The sequence below is a fragment of the Parasphingorhabdus sp. JC815 genome (genome assembly GCF_040717415.1).
GTDB lineage: Bacteria > Pseudomonadota > Alphaproteobacteria > Sphingomonadales > Sphingomonadaceae > Parasphingorhabdus.
Window position 1 is genome coordinate 807,642 of record NZ_JBFEFM010000001.1, and the last position, 21,124, is coordinate 828,765.

Annotated in this window: 17 protein-coding genes and 1 pseudogene; 15 read left to right on the top strand and 3 right to left on the bottom strand. The window is 50.0% G+C overall.

What is annotated here, in order from left to right:
- Window positions 1–34: 34 nt before the first annotated feature.
- From mce to AB1K62_RS03935, 10 genes and pseudogenes are all read left to right on the top strand, one after another.
- On the top strand, window positions 35–469 hold the full coding sequence (gene mce / locus AB1K62_RS03890; protein WP_367001399.1) for a methylmalonyl-CoA epimerase: 435 nt from the start codon (window positions 35–37) through the stop codon (window positions 467–469).
- A gap of 99 nt (window positions 470–568) precedes the next feature.
- A complete protein-coding gene (locus AB1K62_RS03895) occupies window positions 569–1,354 on the top strand; it encodes an enoyl-CoA hydratase-related protein (RefSeq protein ID WP_367001401.1) in 786 nt (261 codons plus the stop codon).
- Entirely contained in the window at window positions 1,354–3,504 is a 2,151-nt protein-coding gene (gene scpA, locus AB1K62_RS03900) for a methylmalonyl-CoA mutase (protein ID WP_367001402.1), read from the top strand. Before AB1K62_RS03895 ends, scpA begins: the two co-directional genes overlap by 1 nt.
- Entirely contained in the window at window positions 3,501–4,565 is a 1,065-nt protein-coding gene (gene bioB / locus AB1K62_RS03905; RefSeq protein WP_367001403.1) for a biotin synthase BioB, read from the top strand. Before scpA ends, bioB begins: the two co-directional genes overlap by 4 nt.
- Before the next feature lie 2 nt (window positions 4,566–4,567).
- On the top strand, window positions 4,568–6,538 hold the full coding sequence (locus AB1K62_RS03910) for an acetyl/propionyl/methylcrotonyl-CoA carboxylase subunit alpha (protein WP_367001406.1): 1,971 nt from the start codon (window positions 4,568–4,570) through the stop codon (window positions 6,536–6,538).
- A 72-nt stretch (window positions 6,539–6,610) separates the two neighbouring features.
- Window positions 6,611–8,241, top strand: a pseudogene (locus AB1K62_RS03915) (MFS transporter).
- Window positions 8,242–8,271: 30 nt separating this feature from the next.
- Complete coding sequence (gene alr, locus AB1K62_RS03920; protein ID WP_367001408.1) at window positions 8,272–9,315, top strand: alanine racemase; 1,044 nt, start codon at window positions 8,272–8,274, stop codon at window positions 9,313–9,315.
- Window positions 9,316–9,513: 198 nt separating this feature from the next.
- Complete coding sequence (gene phaR / locus AB1K62_RS03925) at window positions 9,514–10,137, top strand: polyhydroxyalkanoate synthesis repressor PhaR (RefSeq protein WP_367001409.1); 624 nt, start codon at window positions 9,514–9,516, stop codon at window positions 10,135–10,137.
- A 59-nt stretch (window positions 10,138–10,196) separates the two neighbouring features.
- Window positions 10,197–11,732: a proline--tRNA ligase gene (gene proS, locus AB1K62_RS03930; RefSeq protein WP_367001410.1), complete on the top strand. Its 1,536-nt coding sequence runs from the start codon at window positions 10,197–10,199 to the stop codon at window positions 11,730–11,732.
- Window positions 11,732–14,098, top strand: a complete 2,367-nt coding sequence (locus tag AB1K62_RS03935; protein ID WP_367001412.1) for a VacB/RNase II family 3'-5' exoribonuclease — start codon at window positions 11,732–11,734, stop codon at window positions 14,096–14,098. The genes proS and AB1K62_RS03935 overlap by 1 nt, the downstream gene beginning before the upstream one ends.
- A gap of 19 nt (window positions 14,099–14,117) precedes the next feature.
- On the opposite strand, the gene AB1K62_RS03940 is transcribed toward AB1K62_RS03935, so the two are convergent.
- Window positions 14,118–14,573 carry a universal stress protein gene (locus AB1K62_RS03940; protein WP_367001413.1) on the bottom strand — a complete coding sequence of 152 codons (456 nt, stop codon included), beginning with the start codon at window positions 14,571–14,573 and terminating at the stop codon, window positions 14,118–14,120.
- A 149-nt stretch (window positions 14,574–14,722) separates the two neighbouring features.
- Here AB1K62_RS03940 and AB1K62_RS03945 point away from each other — a divergent pair, with 149 nt between their 5' ends.
- From AB1K62_RS03945 to AB1K62_RS03965, 5 genes are all read left to right on the top strand, one after another.
- Window positions 14,723–16,045 (top strand): pyruvate dehydrogenase complex dihydrolipoamide acetyltransferase, encoded by a 1,323-nt coding sequence (locus AB1K62_RS03945; protein ID WP_367001415.1) that lies wholly within the window; start codon window positions 14,723–14,725, stop codon window positions 16,043–16,045.
- Window positions 16,046–16,106: 61 nt separating this feature from the next.
- Complete coding sequence (gene lpdA / locus AB1K62_RS03950; RefSeq protein ID WP_367001418.1) at window positions 16,107–17,519, top strand: dihydrolipoyl dehydrogenase; 1,413 nt, start codon at window positions 16,107–16,109, stop codon at window positions 17,517–17,519.
- Between the two features lie 95 nt (window positions 17,520–17,614).
- On the top strand, window positions 17,615–17,956 hold the full coding sequence (locus tag AB1K62_RS03955) for a hypothetical protein (protein WP_367001419.1): 342 nt from the start codon (window positions 17,615–17,617) through the stop codon (window positions 17,954–17,956).
- A 227-nt stretch (window positions 17,957–18,183) separates the two neighbouring features.
- Window positions 18,184–18,447, top strand: a complete 264-nt coding sequence (locus AB1K62_RS03960; protein WP_367001421.1) for a hypothetical protein — start codon at window positions 18,184–18,186, stop codon at window positions 18,445–18,447.
- A 127-nt stretch (window positions 18,448–18,574) separates the two neighbouring features.
- A complete protein-coding gene (locus AB1K62_RS03965) occupies window positions 18,575–18,853 on the top strand; it encodes a hypothetical protein (protein ID WP_367001423.1) in 279 nt (92 codons plus the stop codon).
- An 18-nt stretch (window positions 18,854–18,871) separates the two neighbouring features.
- Here the strand turns inward: AB1K62_RS03965 and AB1K62_RS03970 are convergent, their stop codons facing one another.
- Window positions 18,872–19,453 carry a hypothetical protein gene (locus tag AB1K62_RS03970; RefSeq protein ID WP_367001426.1) on the bottom strand — a complete coding sequence of 194 codons (582 nt, stop codon included), beginning with the start codon at window positions 19,451–19,453 and terminating at the stop codon, window positions 18,872–18,874.
- A gap of 111 nt (window positions 19,454–19,564) precedes the next feature.
- Window positions 19,565–21,016: a phospholipase D-like domain-containing protein gene (locus tag AB1K62_RS03975; protein ID WP_367001427.1), complete on the bottom strand. Its 1,452-nt coding sequence runs from the start codon at window positions 21,014–21,016 to the stop codon at window positions 19,565–19,567.
- Window positions 21,017–21,124: the final 108 nt, after the last annotated feature.

A 21,124-nucleotide genomic window follows, 5' to 3' on the forward strand; every position in this document is an offset into this window, starting at 1 on the left:
AGTGGCACTATCGGAACTATAGGAAAGCAGATCAATGAAACTAGGCAGGTTTAATCATATCGGTGTTGTTACCCCTTCCATAGCTGACAGCATTACACACTGGCGGGATGTCATGGGAGCGACGAAAATCCACGATCCATTTGATTTGCCAGCGCAGGGCGTAAAAGTCTGTTTTGTCGATACGCCCGGTGCAGCTGGTGCAGAGGGCACGCAGATCGAACTGATCGAGCCGCTGGGCGATGATAGTCCGATCCATGGATTTCTGGCCAAAAACCCCTTGGGTGGACAGCATCATGTTTGTTTTGAAGTGCCCGATATCCACGAAGCGAAAGCAGAGTTTGAAGCGATGGGAAAGCGCGTATTGGGTGAACCACGTATCGGCGCGCACGGAACACTTATCTTTTTTGTGCATCCCAAGGATATGGGCGGGATGTTAACCGAAATTATGGAAACGCCCAAGGGTCATTGACCGCATTATTTAACGTAACAATCGCTCATGCTGCATCTGTCGGAGTATGAGCCGAGTAACCAAATCTCGACAGGCTGAGGATGAACGGAGTAGCAACGAATGAAATTCGAGAATATCAAGTTAGACATTACCGATCAGGTAGCAACAATTACACTCAACCGGCCCGACCGGCTTAACGCGTGTTCGTTGGACATGGCCGATGATGTAAATCTAGCTTTGGATCATCTGGGGGATGCGCGCGCGGTTCTCATTACCGGCGAAGGTCGTGCATTTTGTGCAGGTGCTGACCTTCAGGCCAAGGGCGATGCGAGTGCGCTGTCAGGCGGGCAGGGGTCCTACGCCGCGCTTAACCAGCATTATAACCCGCTGATGCTAAAACTTGCCAAGCTTGATATTCCGACCGTTACCGCGGTAAATGGTGCAGCAGCCGGTGTCGGCTGTTCTATTGCATTGGCGAGTGATTTTGCCATTGCGGGAAAATCCGGCTATTTTCTTCAGGCTTTCGTCAATATCGGTCTGGTGCCCGACGGCGGGGCAAGCTGGATGTTAGCGCGTCTGGTCGGCAAAGCCAGAGCCACCGAAATGATGATGCTTGGTGAGAAAATCTCCGGTGAGAAAGCTGCTGACTGGGGACTGATCTACAAATGCGTTGATGACGCTACATTGATGGATGAAGCACGCGCACTGGCTATGCGGCTTGCGGGTGGACCAACGGTCGCTCTGGGTGTAATGCGCCGTAATCTGGCAGCAGCACTGGAAAGCGACTATGCTTCGGCCCTCTTAGGCGAAGCAGAAGGACAGCGGATTGCCGGCGACAGCAATGATGCACGCGAAGGTGCGATAGCCTTCCTCAAGAAACGGAAAGCCGAGTTTAAGGGCGAATAATGACTGATAAACCGACGATAGAAGATTGGAATGCGCTTGCTGATAAAGAGGTCAAAGGGCGCGACCTGACATGGGAAACACCGGAAGGTATTTCTGTGAAACCGCTGTATACGGCGGCTGATACCAGCGAAAAAGGGATTGATCCGGGACTTCCCGGCTTTGGTCCTTTTACGCGCGGAGTGAAAGCCAGCATGTATGCCGGACGTCCTTGGACAATCCGGCAATATGCGGGTTTTTCCACAGCCGAGGAATCCAACGCCTTCTATCGCCGGAATCTTGCAGCGGGTCAGAAAGGCCTGTCGGTTGCATTCGATCTGGCCACCCACCGCGGGTATGACAGTGACCACCCCCGCGTTGTCGGTGATGTCGGCAAAGCCGGTGTGGCGATTGACAGTATCGAGGATATGAAAATCCTGTTCGACGGGATTCCGCTCGATAGCATGTCGGTTTCCATGACGATGAACGGTGCGGTTATCCCCTGCCTGGCCTTTTATATCGTTGCAGCGGAAGAGCAGGGCGTTTCGCAGGACCAACTGTCCGGCACGATCCAGAATGATATTCTCAAAGAATTCATGGTGCGAAACACCTATATCTATCCCCCCGCACCATCCATGCGGATCATTTCCGACATTATCGGTTATACGTCGGAACATATGCCGAAATTCAACAGCATTTCGATCAGCGGCTATCACATGCATGAAGCCGGTGCGACGGCTGTGCAGGAATTGGCCTTTACGATTGCCGATGGCCGCGAATATGCAAAACAGGCCATGGCGACAGGGCTTGATATTGATGCCTTTGCCGGACGATTGAGCTTCTTCTTCGGCATTGGCATGAACTTTTTCATGGAAGTTGCCAAATTGCGTGCGGCCCGCACATTATGGCATCGCGTTATGACTAACCTCGGGGCGAAATCCGAGCGCTCGAAAATGCTGCGTACCCATTGCCAGACTTCGGGTGTGTCTTTGACCGAGCAGGATCCGTATAATAACGTTATCCGCACAACGATTGAAGCCATGGCCGCCACATTAGGCGGAACCCAATCGCTCCATACTAACGCGCTGGATGAAGCTATTGCTTTGCCGACGGATTTTTCCGCACGCATCGCCCGTAATACACAGATTGTTTTGCAAGAAGAAGCAGGCATAACAAAAGTCGTCGACCCCCTGGGCGGCAGCTATTATATCGAAGCATTAACCGACGAATTGGTCGAAAAGGCTTGGGAAATTATCGAACGCGTCGATTCCGAAGGCGGAATGGCCAAGGCCGTAGCCGATGGCTGGCCCAAGGGCATGATCGAAGAAGCTGCCGCAGGGCGTCAGGCACGGGTTGACCGGGGTGAAGACGTAATTGTCGGCGTGAATAAATATGTCCGCGAAGACGAAGATCCTCTTGAAACGCTCGACATTGATAACGCAAAAGTGCGGCAGGGCCAGATTGCCCGGCTGGACAAAATGCGGAAAGAGCGGGATGAAGATGCTTGTCAGGCCGCTTTGAAAGCCATCACCGAAGGAGCAAAGGGCAATGGCAACATGCTTGCTTTGGCCGTAGATGCTGCGCGCAAACGGGCTTCGCTTGGTGAAATTTCCGATGCGATGGAAGATGCCTTTGGTCGCTATGAAACGCTACCTACCCCGGTAAAGGGAATTTACGGGGCAGCTTATGAAGGCGATCCGCAATATGCGCTGGTAGTTGACGGTGTCGATTCCGTATCTCAGCGTCTTGGCCGCAAGCCCAAAATATTGGTCGCTAAAATGGGGCAGGACGGGCACGACCGCGGCGCCAATGTCGTATCAAGCGCATTTACCGATATGGGTTTTGAAGTTGTGTCAGGGCCGCTGTTCCAGACACCGGCTGAAACGCGCGATCTGGCTTTGTCGGAAAATGTTGATGCTGTTGGTGCATCCAGCCTTGCTGCCGGGCACAAAACCCTGATTCCCGAATTGATCCAGTTGCTGAAAGATGCAGGACGCAGCGATATCAAGGTTTTTGCTGGCGGGGTTATTCCTCCACAAGATTATGAATTTCTTCGCAAATCAGGAGTGGTCGGAATCTATGGACCCGGAAGCAATATTGTGGAATGTGCCGCCGATATCTTGCGCCAGCTTGGCCATAATATGCCGCCCAAAAACGAGGAAATCACCGAATGAGTTTGAATGAAACACCCGGTGCACCCGCGAATGAATATGAAGTCCGTCAAGATTGGTCCCGTGAAGAGATAGCGGATTTATTTAATCTGCCCTTTGACGAGCTATTATTTCAAGCTGCCACAATCCATCGTCAGCATCACACACCGGGGCAGGTCCAGCTTTCGACGTTGCTGTCAATCAAGACTGGCGGCTGTCCGGAGGATTGCGGCTATTGCAACCAATCCGTCCACGCAGAAAGTGGGTTGAAAGCCGAAAAGCTCCTTGATGTGCGCTCGGTCCTTCAAACAGCAGCACAAGCAAAGGATCAGGGATCGTCCCGCTTTTGCATGGGCGCGGCATGGCGCAATCCCAAAGACCGGGACATGCCCGCAATCATCGAAATGGTTAAAGGTGTGCGCCAGATGGGCATGGAAACCTGCATGACGCTGGGCATGCTGACCAAGGAACAGTCCGAAATGCTATCGGAAGCGGGATTGGATTATTACAATCACAATATAGATACTTCGCCCGAGCATTATGAAAAGGTCATCACGACCCGGACATTTGACGATCGCCTGGAAACACTTGAAAATGTTCGCAGCAGCGGGATTAACGTCTGCTCCGGCGGGATTGTCGGCATGGGTGAAACCCGCGAAGACCGGGTTGGCTTTATTCATGCACTGGCCACATTGCCCAAGCATCCTGAAAGTGTGCCCGTTAACGCCTTGGTGCCGGTAAAAGGCACAGTGCTTGGTGACATGCTTGCCGATACACCACTTGCAAAAATTGATGATATTGAATTTGTCCGTACGATTGCAGTGGCGCGTATTACCATGCCAGCATCTATGGTGCGCCTGTCTGCCGGACGGGAATCCATGTCGGAAAGCACACAGGCGCTTTGTTTTATGGCCGGTGCTAACAGCATTTTCACAGGCGATAAATTGTTGACCACAGGAAATGCGGGTGAAGACGCGGATCAGGCGATGTTTGAAAAACTGGGCCTGACACCGATGGCCGCTGAGCCCCCCAGAAACGATCAACTCGAAAATCAATTAAAAGACCAATTAGAGGCAGCCGAGTAAACATGTTTAAAAAAATTCTGATCGCTAATCGCGGTGAAATTGCTTGCCGGATCATTCGTAGCGCGCAAAAAATGGGTATAAAAACAGTCGCGGTTTATTCTGATGCCGATGCCCGGGCACCCCATGTTCAAATGGCTGATGAAGCCGTACATATTGGCCCTTCGCCAGCGGCAGAATCCTATCTGATCGCAGACAAGATTATCGCAGCATGTAAAGAAACCGGCGCGGAAGCTGTGCACCCCGGCTATGGTTTTCTTTCCGAACGCACCAGCTTTCCAGAAGAATTAGCCAAGAATAATATCGCATTTATCGGACCACCGCCCAATGCCATTGCGGCGATGGGTGACAAGATCGAGTCCAAAAAACTGGCTGAAAAAGCCGGTGTCAGTGTGGTTCCCGGTCATATTGGTGAAATTGATGATACCGAACATGCTGTCCGTATCGCCACGGAAATCGGCTATCCCGTAATGATGAAAGCCAGCGCTGGCGGCGGCGGCAAAGGTATGCGCCTTGCCTGGTCGGAACAGGATGTGCGCGAGGGCTTTGAAGCAACCAAACGCGAAGGTCTGGCAAGTTTCGGTGATGACCGCGTATTTATCGAGAAATTCATCGAACAGCCCCGCCATATCGAAATCCAGATATTGGGCGACAAGCATGGCAATGTCATTTATCTCGGTGAGCGCGAATGTTCGATCCAGCGGCGCCATCAAAAGGTTGTCGAAGAAGCGCCGTCCCCCTTTGTGGATGAAGAAATGCGAAAAAAAATGGGCGAACAGGCTGTCGCCCTGTCAAAGGCCGTTGGCTATCACAGTGCGGGCACTGTCGAGCTGATCGTTGGTGCGGACAAGAGTTTCTATTTCCTTGAAATGAACACCCGGCTTCAAGTCGAACATCCTGTGACCGAATATATCACAGGTCTGGATCTGGTCGAACAGATGATCCGTGTTGCCTATGGCGAAAAATTGCCTTTGACACAGGAAGAAGTAACCTTGACGGGCTGGGCAGTCGAAAACCGCGTATATGCCGAAGATCCTTACCGGAATTTCCTGCCGTCAACGGGCCGCTTGGTTAAATATAACCCGCCTGAAGCCGAAGAGGGTATCCGCGTAGACGATGGCGTTACCGAAGGCGGCGAGGTTTCGATCTTTTATGATCCGATGATTGCCAAGCTGATCACTTATGGTGAAACGCGCATTGAGGCGATTGACCGGCAGATTGATGCCCTGAACCGCTTTGAGATTAAGGGACCGGGCCATAATATCGACTTTCTTTCGGCGCTGATGCAGCATGAGCGGTTTCGTGCTGGAAACATCACGACCAATTTCATAGCCGAGGAATATCCCGACGGTTTTCAGGGCGCACCCGCTTCACAAGAGCTGCTCCGCAATCTTGCGGCCATTGCAGCATTTGCTGCGACCGCCCATGCTGATCGTGCACGACGCGTTGATAATCAACTGGGCCAGCGTCTGGAAGCACCCTCGGACTGGCAAGTCAAAATTGGTGACAGCATCCAGCAGGTTTATGTATCCGAAGATGGCATCATCGTAGATGATCAGGATGTGGATCTGTCTTTGGCCTATGCTCCCGGTGATAGTCTGATACTGGCCAATATTGGTGATGAACCGCTATCGGTGAAAATCGCCAAAACGGCTAATGGCTTTGCGCTCAACACCCACGGCGCCACGCACAAGGTTCAGGTATTGCCTAGCCATATTGCAAAACATAGCGTGCATATGATCGAGAAGATCCCGCCGGATCTATCCAAATATCTGCTTTGCCCAATGCCGGGATTGCTTGTTGCGCTTCATGTGAAAGAGGGTGACAAGGTCGAAGAAGGGCAACCGCTGGCCGTTGTAGAAGCCATGAAGATGGAAAATATTCTGCGGGCAGAGAAAAACGGGATTGTGAAATCCGTATCTGCTGTGCAAGGAGACAGCTTGGCTGTTGATGCCGTAATATTGGAGCTGGAATAATATAGAACCAATAACATAGAGCCAATATAGCGTGCAGCCGGACTGGCCGTTTGCTTTAGGGGAGGGAAAGCAATGAGTGAGGTTGCCACATTGTCCGGCACGGCCCCGATGCGTGAGCCGACCAAGAAAGAAATACGACTGGTCATCGCGGCATCTTCCGCAGGCACGGTGTTCGAATGGTATGATTTTTTTATATACGGGACACTGGCGGCGATTATTGGTCAGGCATTCTTCCCGAGCGGCAATGAAACATTGCAAATCCTGATGGTTTGGGCCGGATTTGCCGTAGGATTTGGTTTTCGTCCTCTGGGCGCTATTTTGTTCGGTTATCTCGGTGACAAGCTGGGCCGGAAATATACATTTCTGGTTACCGTCACACTGATGGGTATTGCCACTGCGGGGGTTGGACTTACGCCCTCTGCTGCGTCGATCGGCATTGCCGCTCCCATCATTGTGATTTTACTTCGTGTCCTTCAAGGATTGGCGCTTGGCGGCGAATATGGCGGCGCGGCCATTTATGTTGCCGAACATGCACCTAAAGAAAAACGCGGCTTCTATACCAGTTTTATTCAGGCCAGCGTGGCGGGTGGCTTTGTGCTCAGCCTGATCGTGGTTTTGTCCAGCAAAGCGTTGATGAGCGACGAGCTATGGATTGATTGGGGCTGGCGTGTACCATTTATCCTGTCGATCATTCTGCTGGGTATATCTTTGTGGATGCGTTTGAAGCTTTCTGAAAGTCCGGTATTTGCCGCTATGAAAGAAGCGGGTGAAACGGCAAAAAATCCTTTTGTCGAAAGTTTTACCTATCCCGGAAACAAGAAACGAATTTTTGTCGCGCTATTCGGTATCGCCGCGGGATTATCTGGTATACGGCAATGTTCTCCGGCCTCGCGTTTCTGAAAGGACCGATGCGGATTGAAAGCACAATGGCTGAGATTCTAGTCGGTATAGCGGCTTTCTTCGGCTTGATATTCTTCATTATATTTGGCCGATTATCGGACCGGATTGGACGAAAAAAACCAATTATCTTTGGCTATATACTCACCCTGCTTATGCTATTCCCGCTTTTCTGGATGATCGGCAGCTTCGCAAATCCCGAGCTGGACAAAGCATCAACAGCCGCGCCAATCACCGTCAGCGGTCCGCAATGCGATTTCAATCCTTTTGCAGAGACCCAGGCGAGCAATTGCGGTAAATTGCTGTCTGACCTGACCGCAAACCATGTGTCTTATACCTTAGTATCCGCGAATGAGCTAAGCCTGAAAATCGGTGATGTTAAACAGGATTTGACCGAATATTCATGGACAGATAGTGGCCAACGTGGAGAATTGCTGAGAACAGCCCTTGCTAAATCAGGCTATCCACTGGGCACTATAACCCCGCCGGCCTTCAATATTATTATGATTATCGTAGCCTCAATGGGTCTTTCGATGCTCGCGGGCATGACATACGGCCCGGTTGCCGCTTTATTGTCCGAGATGTTTCCAGCTAAGATCCGCTATAGCTCTATGTCGATACCTTATCATTTTGGCACAGGTTATTTTGGTGGTTTTCTTCCCTTTATCGCAAGTTTCATTATCGCCAAAACCGGCGCAGCTTACTCCGGGCTGTGGTATACTTGGGGCATCGTCCTTATGGCTCTGGTGGTTGCATGGTGGGGATTGCCAAATGATCCGGAAGCGGCTCTCGACGAAGCGGAATAAACTGACTATCGCTGCATGATGAGTGGCAATATGTTTGATCCTGCACCAACAGCAAGATTACGTCTGGATAGTCAGGCGCTGGTCAATAACTGGCAGAAACTGGACGAATTAAGTGGCCGTGCCAATGCCGGAGCAGCCATAAAGGCCAATGCTTATGGTCTGGGTGCAATAGATGTTTTCAAGCGTCTGCAGTCGGCTGGATGTCATGACTTTTTTGTTGCCAATTGGCAGGAAGCACAGGAACTAAACGCTTATATTGAACCCGGCACGCGCCTTTCGGTGCTAAGCGGTGTCCGGGCGCAAGACATGGCATTTGCCAGCACATCTCCGGCGAAGCCGGTCCTTAACAGCATTGAACAGACACAGCGCTGGATACCAACCGGTCGGCCCTGCGATGTCATGCTGAACAGCGGGATGAACCGGCTGGGAATCAATGCGGGCGACCTGGCGATGGTGGATTGGGCCGCGATGGATATTGACCTTGTGATGAGCCATCTTGCCTCTGCAGACGAGGATGGTCCGCAAAATCGGGATCAGTTAAACGAGTTTTCAAGCACTCTGAAACGTATATCAGGAAAGCGCATCAGCCTGTGTAACAGCGCAGGCATACTGTTGGGGTCTGAATATCATTTTGATTGCACTCGCCCCGGTCTGTCCCTTTACGGGGGACGACAACGCAGCGAACTTGCCGGCGTCATCAAACAGGTGGTCTTTCCCGAAGCCCAGATATTACAGGTTCGCACGTTGAAACAAGGTGACAAGCTGGGCTATAACGCCAGATATATTGCCGAGCGGGATCATCCGGTTGCGATAATAGCGATGGGCTATGCTGACGGATATTTACGCGGTTTTTCTAATCAGGGCGTATTTACCTACGAGCAGCAAGAGCTGCCCGTTCTGGGTCAGGTATCAATGGATTTGATTGCGGTTGATCTGACTGCTGCTCCACAGCTTAAAGAATCCGACTGGGTAACCGCGCAATATGACCTTCCGCTTGCATCAATGCATTCCGGGCTTTCACAATATGAATTGATAACCGGACTCGGCAATCGTTTTGCCCGTCATTGGCTGTAAAATGTGCGGATGCCATATCGCAGTTGCACATAATGGAATCACCTGCATTACATCGGTTCACCAATATAAAAGACCATTGTCGCAGCATGAGTTGCGGCGGTGCACAATTTTGTCTAATGTCCAGGCATAACGGGAACATTAGAAAACATATCGCAAAAAAAATTAAATAATCATGCGGTTATGTTTGCAGGAGGCAATATGGCCAAGACAAATAAAAATGATACGGATGGACCGATCATTATAAAAAAATATGCCAATCGACGACTCTACAACACACAAACATCAAATTATATAACGCTTGATTTTCTAGCTGAAATGACGCGGAGCGATGTGGACTTTATCGTCATTGATGCCAAATCTGGTGATGACATTACCCATAATGTTCTCACGCAGATTATTGTGGATGAAGAAAGCAGCGGCCAAAATATGCTGCCTGTTAATTTCCTGCGTCAGTTAATTTCCATGTATGGCAATAGTATGCAGTCGCTTATGCCGTCTTATCTTGAGGCATCCATGGACAATTTCCGCAAGAATCAGAAGCAGTTTCAAGAAGCGGTTGAGGGGGCGTTAAATAAAAATCCTCTGGGCCAGATGGCAGTTAAAAATCAAAAACAGTTTCAGGAAACGATTGAAAATGCCCTGAAATCCAGTCCAATAGGCAGCGTCGTTGAAAAAGCGCTCAACCCATTGGGTCTAAGCGGAAAAGAAACGCCTGATGACAAGGCACATGACGAAGAAATATCAGCCAAAGATATTGAAATCAGGGAGCTCAAAAAGCAGCTTGCCGATATACAATCAAAAATAGACAAGCTTGACGATTGACTTTGCGCCGAAAAGCCTCCCTTGAAATCCGATAATTCTTTCCGACAGGAACATAATACGTGAAGAAAAACGCTTTATCCGTAACCCGAGAAGCTGACTTTTCAGCCTGGTATCAACAGCTCATTGCCGAGGCTGATCTAGCCGAAGAATCCGGGGTGCGCGGTAGCATGATTATGCGACCATGGGGCTATGGTATCTGGGAACGGGTACAATTTTTGCTGGATCAGCGGATCAAGGCATCTGGCCATGAAAATTGCTATTTCCCGTTATTCATCCCGCTAAGCTATTTCTCCAAAGAAGCAGAGCATGTGGACGGCTTTGCCAAAGAGATGGCTGTTGTTACCCATCATCGGTTGATGAAAGATGATAAGAACGGACTTGTCGTAGATCCCGACGCAAAGCTGGAAGAGCCATTGGTGGTCCGGCCAACATCGGAAACCGTTATCGGCACGGCATTTTCCCGCTGGATTCAGAGCTGGCGTGATTTACCGGTCATGATGAATCAGTGGGCTAATGTCGTGCGCTGGGAAATGCGAACACGGATGTTCCTGCGTACCAGCGAATTTTTGTGGCAGGAAGGCCATACAGCCCACGCCACCCGTGATGAAGCGATGGTTGAAACGCTTGATATTCTGGAAATGTATCGCAGCTTTTCCGAGGATGTTCTGGCTATGCCCGTAGTGGCGGGTGAAAAGCCAGAGAATGAGCGTTTTCCCGGTGCAGATGCGACCTATTCGATTGAAGCAATGATGCAGGATGGCAAGGCGTTGCAAGCTGGCACATCCCATTTCCTAGGGCAGACTTTCTCCAAAGCGCAGAATATTCGTTTTCAGGACAAAGAGGGCCAGTTCCAATACGCTTATACAACTAGTTGGGGTGTCTCCACCCGCCTGATCGGCGGCGTTATCATGACGCATGGCGATGATGACGGGTTACGCGTGCCTCCGCTCATCGCGCCTTATCAAATCGTCATTATACCGATGCTGCGCGACAAGCCGGAAGATGAGGAAGTTCTGGACTTCTGCACGGCGCTGACAAAACAACTCGCGGGCCTTTGCGCTTTTGACGAAAACGTGCGCGTAAAGCTGGACAAGAGCGGCATCAAGGCATCAAACAAGCGCTGGAACTGGGTTAAAAAGGGCGCTCCGCTAATATTGGAAATCGGTCCTAGAGATGTGAAGGAAGGCAATATTTCAATGCTGCGCCGGGATGCTCTTTACAAGGACAACGGCAAGCTGGATTCTCATATTATGGGGAAAGATGATTTCGCGCAGCAGGTGCCAGACATGTTGGTTGACATCCAGTCCAAATTGCACAGCGAAGCAAAACAGCGCATGGATGCTAATATCACACGTGGCATAAGCGACTTTGCCGAAGTAGAGAAATTCTATAAAGACAATAAGAAATATCCTGGCTGGCTGGAAGTCCAATGGTGCCGCGCCACCGGAGAGGAGCTGGAGATGATTGAACAGCGTTTGAAAAAACTGAAACTGACTTTCCGCAACGTCCCGCAAGAGGCTGCTGCGGTCGATGGCAATTGTATATTTACCGGAAAACCGGCAGTCGAGCGGATACTTGTCGGCAAAGCTTATTGATGGCCAAATCGTCCAAGCCACATAGACCGCCAAAAAAGCAACCGCTCAAAAAACAGGGGCAGATTCCGACACGTAAACAGATATTGGAGTTTATCGAACAGTCGGACCAACCTGCGGGTAAACGCGAAATTGCAAAGGCTTTCCAGCTACGTGGATCGGATAAAATTGCGCTTAAAGCGCTATTGAAAGATATGGCTGATGAAGGCTTGATCGACAGCACGCCGGGTCGGGCTTTCCATAAAATGGGCGGTATTCCAAAAGTCACCGTCCTGAAAATCGTTGAAATTGATGGCAATGAGGCCATCGGCATGCCTGAACGCTGGGACGCGGATAATGCGCCCGCGCCGCGTTTACGGATAAAGGAACGGGTTCGCCGCGCTGCATTGGCGGTTGGCGATCGCATTTTGGCCCGCACCGAAGCCCGTGGGCAGGGGCATATTGCCTTCATGATGAAAAAACTTGCCCAAAGCAGCGAAATGTTGATGGGCATTGTCGAAAAAGACGAACGGGACCGGTTCTGGTTAAAGCCCGTTGATCGAAAAATCCGGCGCAGCACCGCCATATCGGATCTGGGTGAAGCAGATGTCGGCAATCTGGTTCTGGCTGAGCCGGTGGGTCGCGGTTCACATATTACGGCGCAGGTGAAAGAGGTTTTGGGAGATCCTTTCGCCCCCAAATCATTCAGTTTGATCGCCATTCACAAATACGAAATACCGCGTGAATTTCCGTCCGATGCGCTGGATGAAGCGGAAACATTGGCCAAAATGCCTCTTAGCAAAGATGACCGGGAAGATTTGACCCATCTACCGATCATTGCAATCGATCCCGCAGATGCGCGAGACCATGATGATGCTATCTGGGCCGCACCGGATGATGATCCGGAGAATGCTGGCGGGTATAATGCGATAGTCGCGATTGCCGATGTATCCTTCTATGTCCGGACGGGGTCCAAGGTTGATAAAGAGGCTTATAAACGCGGGAATAGCGTGTATTTTCCCGACCGGGTTGTGCCCATGCTACCCGAAGCCCTGTCCACTGATGTCTGTTCGTTAAAACAGAATAGCGATCGCGCTGCCTTGGCCTGCCATTTGAAAATCAATGCCAAGGGCATAGTGATTTCGTCGCGCTTTACACGAGCCATTGTCCGACTAAGCGGCAATATCGCTTATGAAGACGCACAGGCTGCAATAGATGGTAATTTGGACCATCCGATGAAAGTTCCGGCTCTTGAGCCACTTTGGGCCTGCTGGAGACTGTTGTTCAAAGCGCGCGGCGCGCGCGAACCGCTTAATCTGGATTTGCCGGAAAAGCGCGTGGTATTGGATGATCAGGGACGTATCGCTGAAATTGCAGAGCGGGAGCGGCTTGATGCCCATCGACTGGTCGAGGATTATATGATTGCGGCCAATGTCGCCGCGGCCAAAGTTTTGGAATCCAAAAAATCGCCACTCATTTACCGCGTTCATGAAGTGCCTTCACGGGAAAAGCTGATCGCACTAAAAGATTATTTGAAAAGCTTTGATGTCAGCTTTGCGATGGGACAGGTTATTAAGCCTGCTGTTTTCAACCGATTGATCGAACAGGTTGGTGAAGCGGATATTTTACCGCTTGTCATGGAGCAAATTCTACGGAGCCAGACACAGGCTTATTATGGTGCCACAAATATGGGGCATTTTGGCTTGTCATTGGCAAGCTACGCCCATTTTACCAGTCCGATCCGCCGCTATGCCGACCTGATCGTTCACCGCGCTTTGGTCAGTGCGTGCAAATTGGAACAGCCCAAGCCGGAAAACGCAAATATTCCGGCGCGAAGCGGTTTGAGCGAAGACATGGCGTCAAGACTGGACATAATCGCAGAAAAAATAAGTCAGCTTGAACGACGCGCGATGATGGCCGAACGCGAAACGGTTGATCGTTATATTTCTGCCCATCTATCCGCACATGTCGGTCAGGTTTTGAAATGTCGCATCACCGGCGTCCAGAATTTTGGCTTTTTCGCAACGGTTGAGGAGCTGGGCGGGGACGGGCTTGTCCCTGTTCGCACATTGGGTGTTGAGCGGTTTGACTATGACGAGCAGAAACAACAGCTTGAAGGGCTTGATAGCGGTGTAACCTATACTATCGGCCAAAAAATCGACCTACGGTTGATAGAGGCCAATCCCGCTACCGGAAGCCTGTTGTTCGAGCTTGCCGAAGGTGCCAATCATATATCAGGACGCTATGAACCGCGTCGCGGCGCAAAACGGCCCTATAATAAAAAATCATCCGGGAAAAAATCGGTTGGCACAGAAACAAAGTCGAAGAAAAAATCCCATCGCAAGGGAAAACGGGGACGCCCCGCAAACATTCCCCATCGCAGCAAATGACTGATTCGGCTGGTACCCTCTAACTTAGCCGGTCGATTTCTTCTTTGCTGAGAGAACCTGGCACAACCATTACCGGACAGGGAAGCCTACCGACTTCTGTGGCCGCAAACTGGGTGACCAAAGGGCCGGGTGCTCCGGTGGCTGAAGCAGCAAGCACAAGCGCGGCCAGGCCATCAACCTGATCCATTAATTTACGGACTTCTTTTGGTCCTTTGCCTTCTCTGACGGTGATAGATGGCCTGATACCGGTTTCTTCAAACAAAGTACCCGCAGCGCTGGATACCAGAGCCTCTGCGCGGTTTTTTGCTTCTTCGTCCAATGTGGCCTGTACACCGCCCCATGCGACGAATTCTTCTCTTTTGACCAGCGCCAATATGTGCAGGGCACCATTGGTTTTCATAGCGCGACGTGACGCAAAGCGCAGCGCGATGCTAGCCTCCTCGGTCTCGTCAATGACTACCAGATAAGTACGCATGAAAAATCCCCAACCGATCACCGATATGTACTATTAAAATCATGCTTGCGGCAAAAGCTTGTGATATGCAAGATTTACACAGCTTGCGCTTTATTGCCATTTTCGCATAAGCGCCTGCAATAATCATATAGAATAAGGGTTTTCTCTCCATGTCGATCAACCTTCAAATGCCCGCTTTATCACCCACGATGGAAGAAGGGACGCTGGCCAAATGGCTTGTAAAAGAGGGGGATAAAATATCCTCCGGTGATTTACTCGCAGAGATAGAGACTGACAAAGCGACAATGGAATTTGAAGCCATTGATGAAGGCACGATCGCCAAGATCGTCGTGGCCGAAGGAACCGACAATGTTAAAGTTGGTGACGTGATCGCGATTATTGCCGAAGAAGGCGAAGATGTAGATACCGCAGCCAAGGATAGTGTGGCCACGGATAGCGGGACCAAAGAAAACGAAGGCAGCACATCCAAAAAGCAACCAGCCAAAGAAGCAAAAGCGGAACCGGAGTCCAAAGACAAACCTGAATTAAAGCAGGAAGATGCTCCCGAGCCTGCGTCAGCAAGCAAAGATGGAGAACGTATAAAAGCAAGTCCACTGGCTCGCCGTCTTGCCGAGCAAAAGGGCGTGGACCTATCCGCCCTCAAAGGTTCTGGCCCTGGCGGTCGGATTATCAAGGCAGATATTGATTCAGCAAAAGCCGGAACTGCGCCAGTCAAAAGCGAATCTGCTACTCCCGCCCCATCAGAAAAAGCCGCCGCGAAGCCAACAACCGATGAATTCACCGTACCGCACAAGTCCGAAAAATTGTCCGGCATGCGTAAAACAATCGCGCGCCGCCTGACCGAAGCCAAACAATCCATTCCGCATTACCGGGTCAGCATTGATGTCAATATCGACAAGCTCTTGAAACTACGCAGCGAACTTAACGCCTCACTTGAGGCACGCGGGATCAAACTGTCGGTCAATGATATGATGATCAAGGCGCAAGCGGTCGCATTGATGCAGGCTCCAGACAGCAACGTCAGCTATACTGACGATGCCATGATCCGCTATGAGCGCGCTGACATCGCCGTTGCCGTAAGCATACCCGGCGGTCTGATCACACCGATCATTACAGGTGCCGACACAAAATCACTCAGCACTATTGCCACCGAGATGCAGGATCTTGCCGAGCGGGCAAAATCCGGCAAACTCAAAATGCACGAATATCAGGGCGGCACGGCAAGCCTGTCCAACATGGGCATGTTCGGCGTGACCAGCTTTGACGCGGTTATCAATCCGCCTCATGGAATGATTCTGGCAATCAGCGCGGGTATCAAGAAACCTGTAGTCATCGACGACAGCGTTCAGATTGCCACAATTATGACCGCCACGGGAAGTTTTGACCACCGCGCGATTGACGGTGCTACCGGAGCGGCATTTATGAAAGCGTTCAAGGAAACCGTAGAGAACCCGCTAGGGATGCTGGCTTAATATATAACGAACTGATCCTACTCTCTCACTGGAGGGAGAAGAGGAAATACAAAGGAATAACATGGCAAATACTTACGATCTCATTGTTCTCGGTTCCGGCCCCGGCGGCTATGTAGCAGCCATTCGCGCGTCGCAGCTTGGCCTTAAGACCGCAATTGTGGAGCGCGAAAATCTAGGCGGTATCTGTCTCAACTGGGGTTGTATCCCTACCAAGGCTTTACTTCGTTCTGCCGAAGTGTTTCACAATATGAAACGGGCAGCCGATTATGGACTGGCTGCGGAGAATATCAGCGCCGACATTGATGCCGTCGTCAAACGCTCTCGCGGGGTTGCGAAACAGCTTAATCAGGGTGTCACCCATCTGATGAAAAAGAACAAGATCGACGTCATCATGGGCGACGGCAAGATTGTCGAAAAGGGCAAAGTCGCGGTAAAGGGTGAGAAGGGTGAAGAAGAAATTTCAGCCAAGAATATAATCATTGCTACTGGCGCACGGGCGCGGGACTTGCCCTTTGCCAAAGCTGACGGGAAACGCATCTGGACTTACCGCCACGCTATGACTCCGCCGGAAATGCCAAAGAAGCTGCTGGTTATCGGTTCCGGTGCTATCGGCATTGAATTTGCGAGCTTTTATAATGACATGGGCGCAGATGTTACTGTGGTTGAGATGATGGACCGGATTGTGCCCGTCGAAGATGAAGAAATCTCAAAGTTCCTTGAGAAGTCCCTGAAAAAACAGGGAATGACTATCATGACCGGAGCCGGTGTGAAAAACATCGAAACATCAGACAAAGGCGTTAAGGCAGAGATTGAGGATAGCAATGGCAAGGCCCAAAGCCATGATTTCAGCCATGTGATAGTTGCCGTGGGTATTCAACCCAATGTCGAGACAATCGGTCTGGACGAACTTGGTATCGAACCCGATGACCGATTTCATATCAAAACAGACGATATGTGCCGCACCAATGTCGAAGGCATTTATGCCATCGGGGATGTCACCGGCGGACCATGGCTGGCGCACAAAGCCAGTCACGAAGGCGTGATCGCAGTAGAAGCCATTGCCGCTGATATGGGTAAAGGTGATCGTCCCCATGCAATGGACCCGAACAATATTCCCGGTTGCACCTATTGCCATCCACAGATTGCCAGTGTCGGTCTGACCGAAGCGAAAGCGAAAGAGGCAGGTCATGATGTCAAAACTGGTAATTTCCCGTTTATCGGCAATGGCAAAGCAATTGCACTGGGCGAAACCGAAGGTTTTGTTAAAACAGTGTTTGATGCGAAGACCGGAGAATTACTGGGCGCTCATATGATCGGAGCTGAAGTGACCGAGTTGATCCAGGGCTATACCGTTGGGAAAACACTGGAAACCACCGAGACAGAGTTAATGAACACCGTGTTCCCGCATCCGACATTGAGCGAAATGATGCACGAAAGCGTGCTCGACGCCTATGAGCGGGTTTTGCATATGTGAAGGGCAGGGTGTCTAAATGCAAACGGCTGATTCATAATTTATAGTATAAATCATAAAGACATGTTATATTACAACATAGTTGTTAGGAGGTAATTATGTTTCTAATATATAGTGTCGCCCTCTTAAGTGCCGCTACCGCCGGTATAGCCGATACGGAAACGAGCCGAGTGGATTATTCCAATTGTCTGATTGATTTTACAACTAACCATCTAGATCAGAAAACCGCACGCGGTACATATATAAAAGCCGCTCAGACAACCTGTATGGATAAACGCAATGCAATGATAGCAGCGATTAAAAAAGACGAGCTGGAGTTTGGCAGTACCGAACAAGAAGCAACAGACTACGCCACGGAAGAAGCGGATGGTGTATTAACTTCTTTTACAGATGCTTACGCAGGATACCTAAGTTCCAACACTAGGCCGGTTAAGCAATGATAAGCTGCCATTATTCGACAACTGGCACCGAAAATCGCTATAATATTACTGAGATAATATCAGCATAATATCCTAATTTGGGTTGCGACGGCGATCAACTTCATCGGGAGGGGGGCAAAGTTGAACCGCCGCCACACTTCAATAACCCCCATTAACAAAAATCGTTCCCCATATTTCTTTATTTGAGCAGAAATTATGTCACAATATTGTTACAGGCGGTAACCAATATGGCAGTAATTGAAATATTGCGATGGGCCGCGAGTATTTCTGGCATGGTCGCGGCAATATTGGTGGCCTTAAATGCTGGTGCAAAAGTAACCGGAATCGGCTTTATAATTTTCACGATATCTTCGCTGATATGGATCACGGCATCCGTGGCCGATGGAAATAATCCGCTTGCGGTTCAAAATGTCGTGTTGTTGATCATCAATATTTTTGGAATATACCGTTATCTGTGGCGCATACCGGACCGCCGGTCCAAACCCGATTGACCAAATTATCCTGATGAAAAGAAAATCCGGAATCCTGAGTTCTTAAGGAACGATATCAGGCGCACAGCGTAATATCCTTAAGGATAAGATGAAGGATAAGATGAAGGATAAGATGAAGGATAAATCTATGACTGACAATTCTCCCAATGCCGATCAGCCACTTGATCGTGAAGCAGATAATCCGCGGCAAACATATAAGACCCCGGCGAATGTTCTCAATGACCAGAATCTGGACAAAGAACAAAAGGTCAAGCTGTTGAAATCCTGGAAAGGCGACGTTGATTCCCGCTTGGAGGCTCAAGCCGAAGGAATGGGACAGGCCGATCCGTTGTCTGCGGAAGAAGAAGCCGATCTAGCTAATGAAACACGGCTGTTGGATAAGGCCTTACATGAACTGAAGGGATAATCCCTTCAGTTCATATCCCTATGTTTGAGGGCGCTCTATCCTTGAACCCAAAGTTCTTAAAACATCTTGTGCATCAAATGCCTTGTCGTCATTCGGGCGCGTGCCTCGGAACATTTTAATTTCTGCGAACGCTTCATAACGTTGCACCGTCCGCACATCGACAGAACGGTCCCAAAAGGGGTCCGCAAAATAAGGATCCCAATAACTCCAACCGCGTCCACCGCGATAATAGCGCCATGATGGGCCCCAATAAGAATAAGGCGAGGGTCCAAACCGATCCACACGGGTATTGACACGGCGTTCGGTGTCACGCTGCATCAGTATAAATCCGTCATAGCCTTGCTCCCGCGTAAGTTCAGCAGCGCGGTAAAGCAGATAATCCTCGACTGTTTCCCTTGAGGTCAGGCTGTTTCCGGAAAAACTTACGCGAAAACGATCCGCAGTAATTTGCTGATTTGAATAGCCTGTCGCTGATCTGCTGCTGGAGCTGGCTGGTTGATATGGAGTGGGAGTGGCACAGCCCACCAAAGCTGCCGTCATAAGTGCGCCACCGGTCAGCAAACCGATATTTTTTATGATCGATAATCGTTGAGTGGTCATAATATTTCTCCTTACCGGAATTATATCCCTGTCGAAGATAAGGGTCCGCCTATAATTACTTCTATAATAAGGAACGATTTAGCCCGCCGTTGGTTCCACTATTTGCAAAACTCACTGGCCCAGAAATTTCCAGCGTAGGCGCCGATGTCGAAATCCGGCAAAATTATCATCCGCGTCGGTGGGGTCCAGCACGCTATGATCGGCTAGCCATTCTTCAACATCTCCAAGATCAGGCAACTGATAATCACGCATTGTCGTGCCCTCTGATCGGCATTGCTCGATTGTTTCGATCAATGAACCTGTTTTCAAGAACATTGCCTCAATTTCGCTAATATCCACTCTCAGATGTTCCGCTAGCAAGTCATTACGTATCCTTGCTATTTGCTCATGCACTGCGGTTTTTTTTGTATTTCCTGCATCAATTGCCAGATCGACTTCCGTATCAAAACCCAGCGACCGGTTGTTAATATTAGACGATCCCACCCGGATGACCCGGTCATCAACAATTAAAATTTTCGCGTGGATATAAATTCCGCTTCCCGCTTCATTCAGTACATGAAATATACGGAAACGTCCTTCATGATCTATATCCATTAGCGCCTTGACCAAGCGGGCGCGTTTTGTGTCCATTACTTCCGGTTCAAGCCAGCCCTCCGATCTAACGGGGTTCAGGATAACAATTTCCGGTCCATTTTTCTCTCTCAAACGCTCGGCTATCGCAGCGGCAATTTTTTGCGAGGCGAAATATTGGCTTTCGGCGTAGACAAATTTCTCTGCACTGGCGATCAAGTCGATATAAAGCTGCTCAATCTCCGTGATTGCAGGTTGATTATCAGTCTCGGGCTGTGTTCGGGCAATTGCGATATCGACATTTTGGAATGCAGGCTTCAACTTGGCTGGCCAACAATCAGCGGATATCGTTTCAATCATCTTGGTACCGCCAGCTACCTTCCAACGATTAACCGCAAATTCCGCCAGCTTTTTCGCAGCCGGCCCTTGTACCGCCATTGTTAAATCATGCCATGGGCCGGCATCTGTATTACTAGGCGGCGCACGAAGGGGCTGTACTTCATTGTGCGCCCGTGTGTCCCAACGATTATCAGTGATATCAATTCCACCGCAAAAAGCTGTATCCTCATCAATAATAGCCAGCTTTTGGTGCTGGGCAGCACCAACCGGATGCTTACTGTCCAGCTTCAAATGAATGCGCGGATGAAAACGCCAGCGAGCCAGCGTCAAAAGCGTTCTTCCACGAAATAGTGATTTTATCGCGCCGGTATCCCATCGCAGAATGAATATTTGTAGCTCAGGGTTTCGTTTGACAAGCCAATCGACATAATGTCCGATTTCAAGGGGTCCCTCTACGGTTTGCTCCGTATCATGCATTTCAACGCGCGAATCAAAATCCCAACCGATCAAAATAATCCTGCGCTGTGCGTTCTTCATCGCCTGTCGCAGGTGGCGAAAATAATGCTCCGCATCAATGATGACAGAAGCCTTATCCGCCTTTTCGATAGCCCAGCAATTGCGGTTATTGTCAAATATATCTGTGCTACCTACCACGGCCATTCCACTTCGGTGATTAATAGTTCTGCAAATATCCCATAAATATAACGCTTAACCTATATTCCGGTTTCTATCTTTTTACGCCAGCAGCCAAAAATAACATAA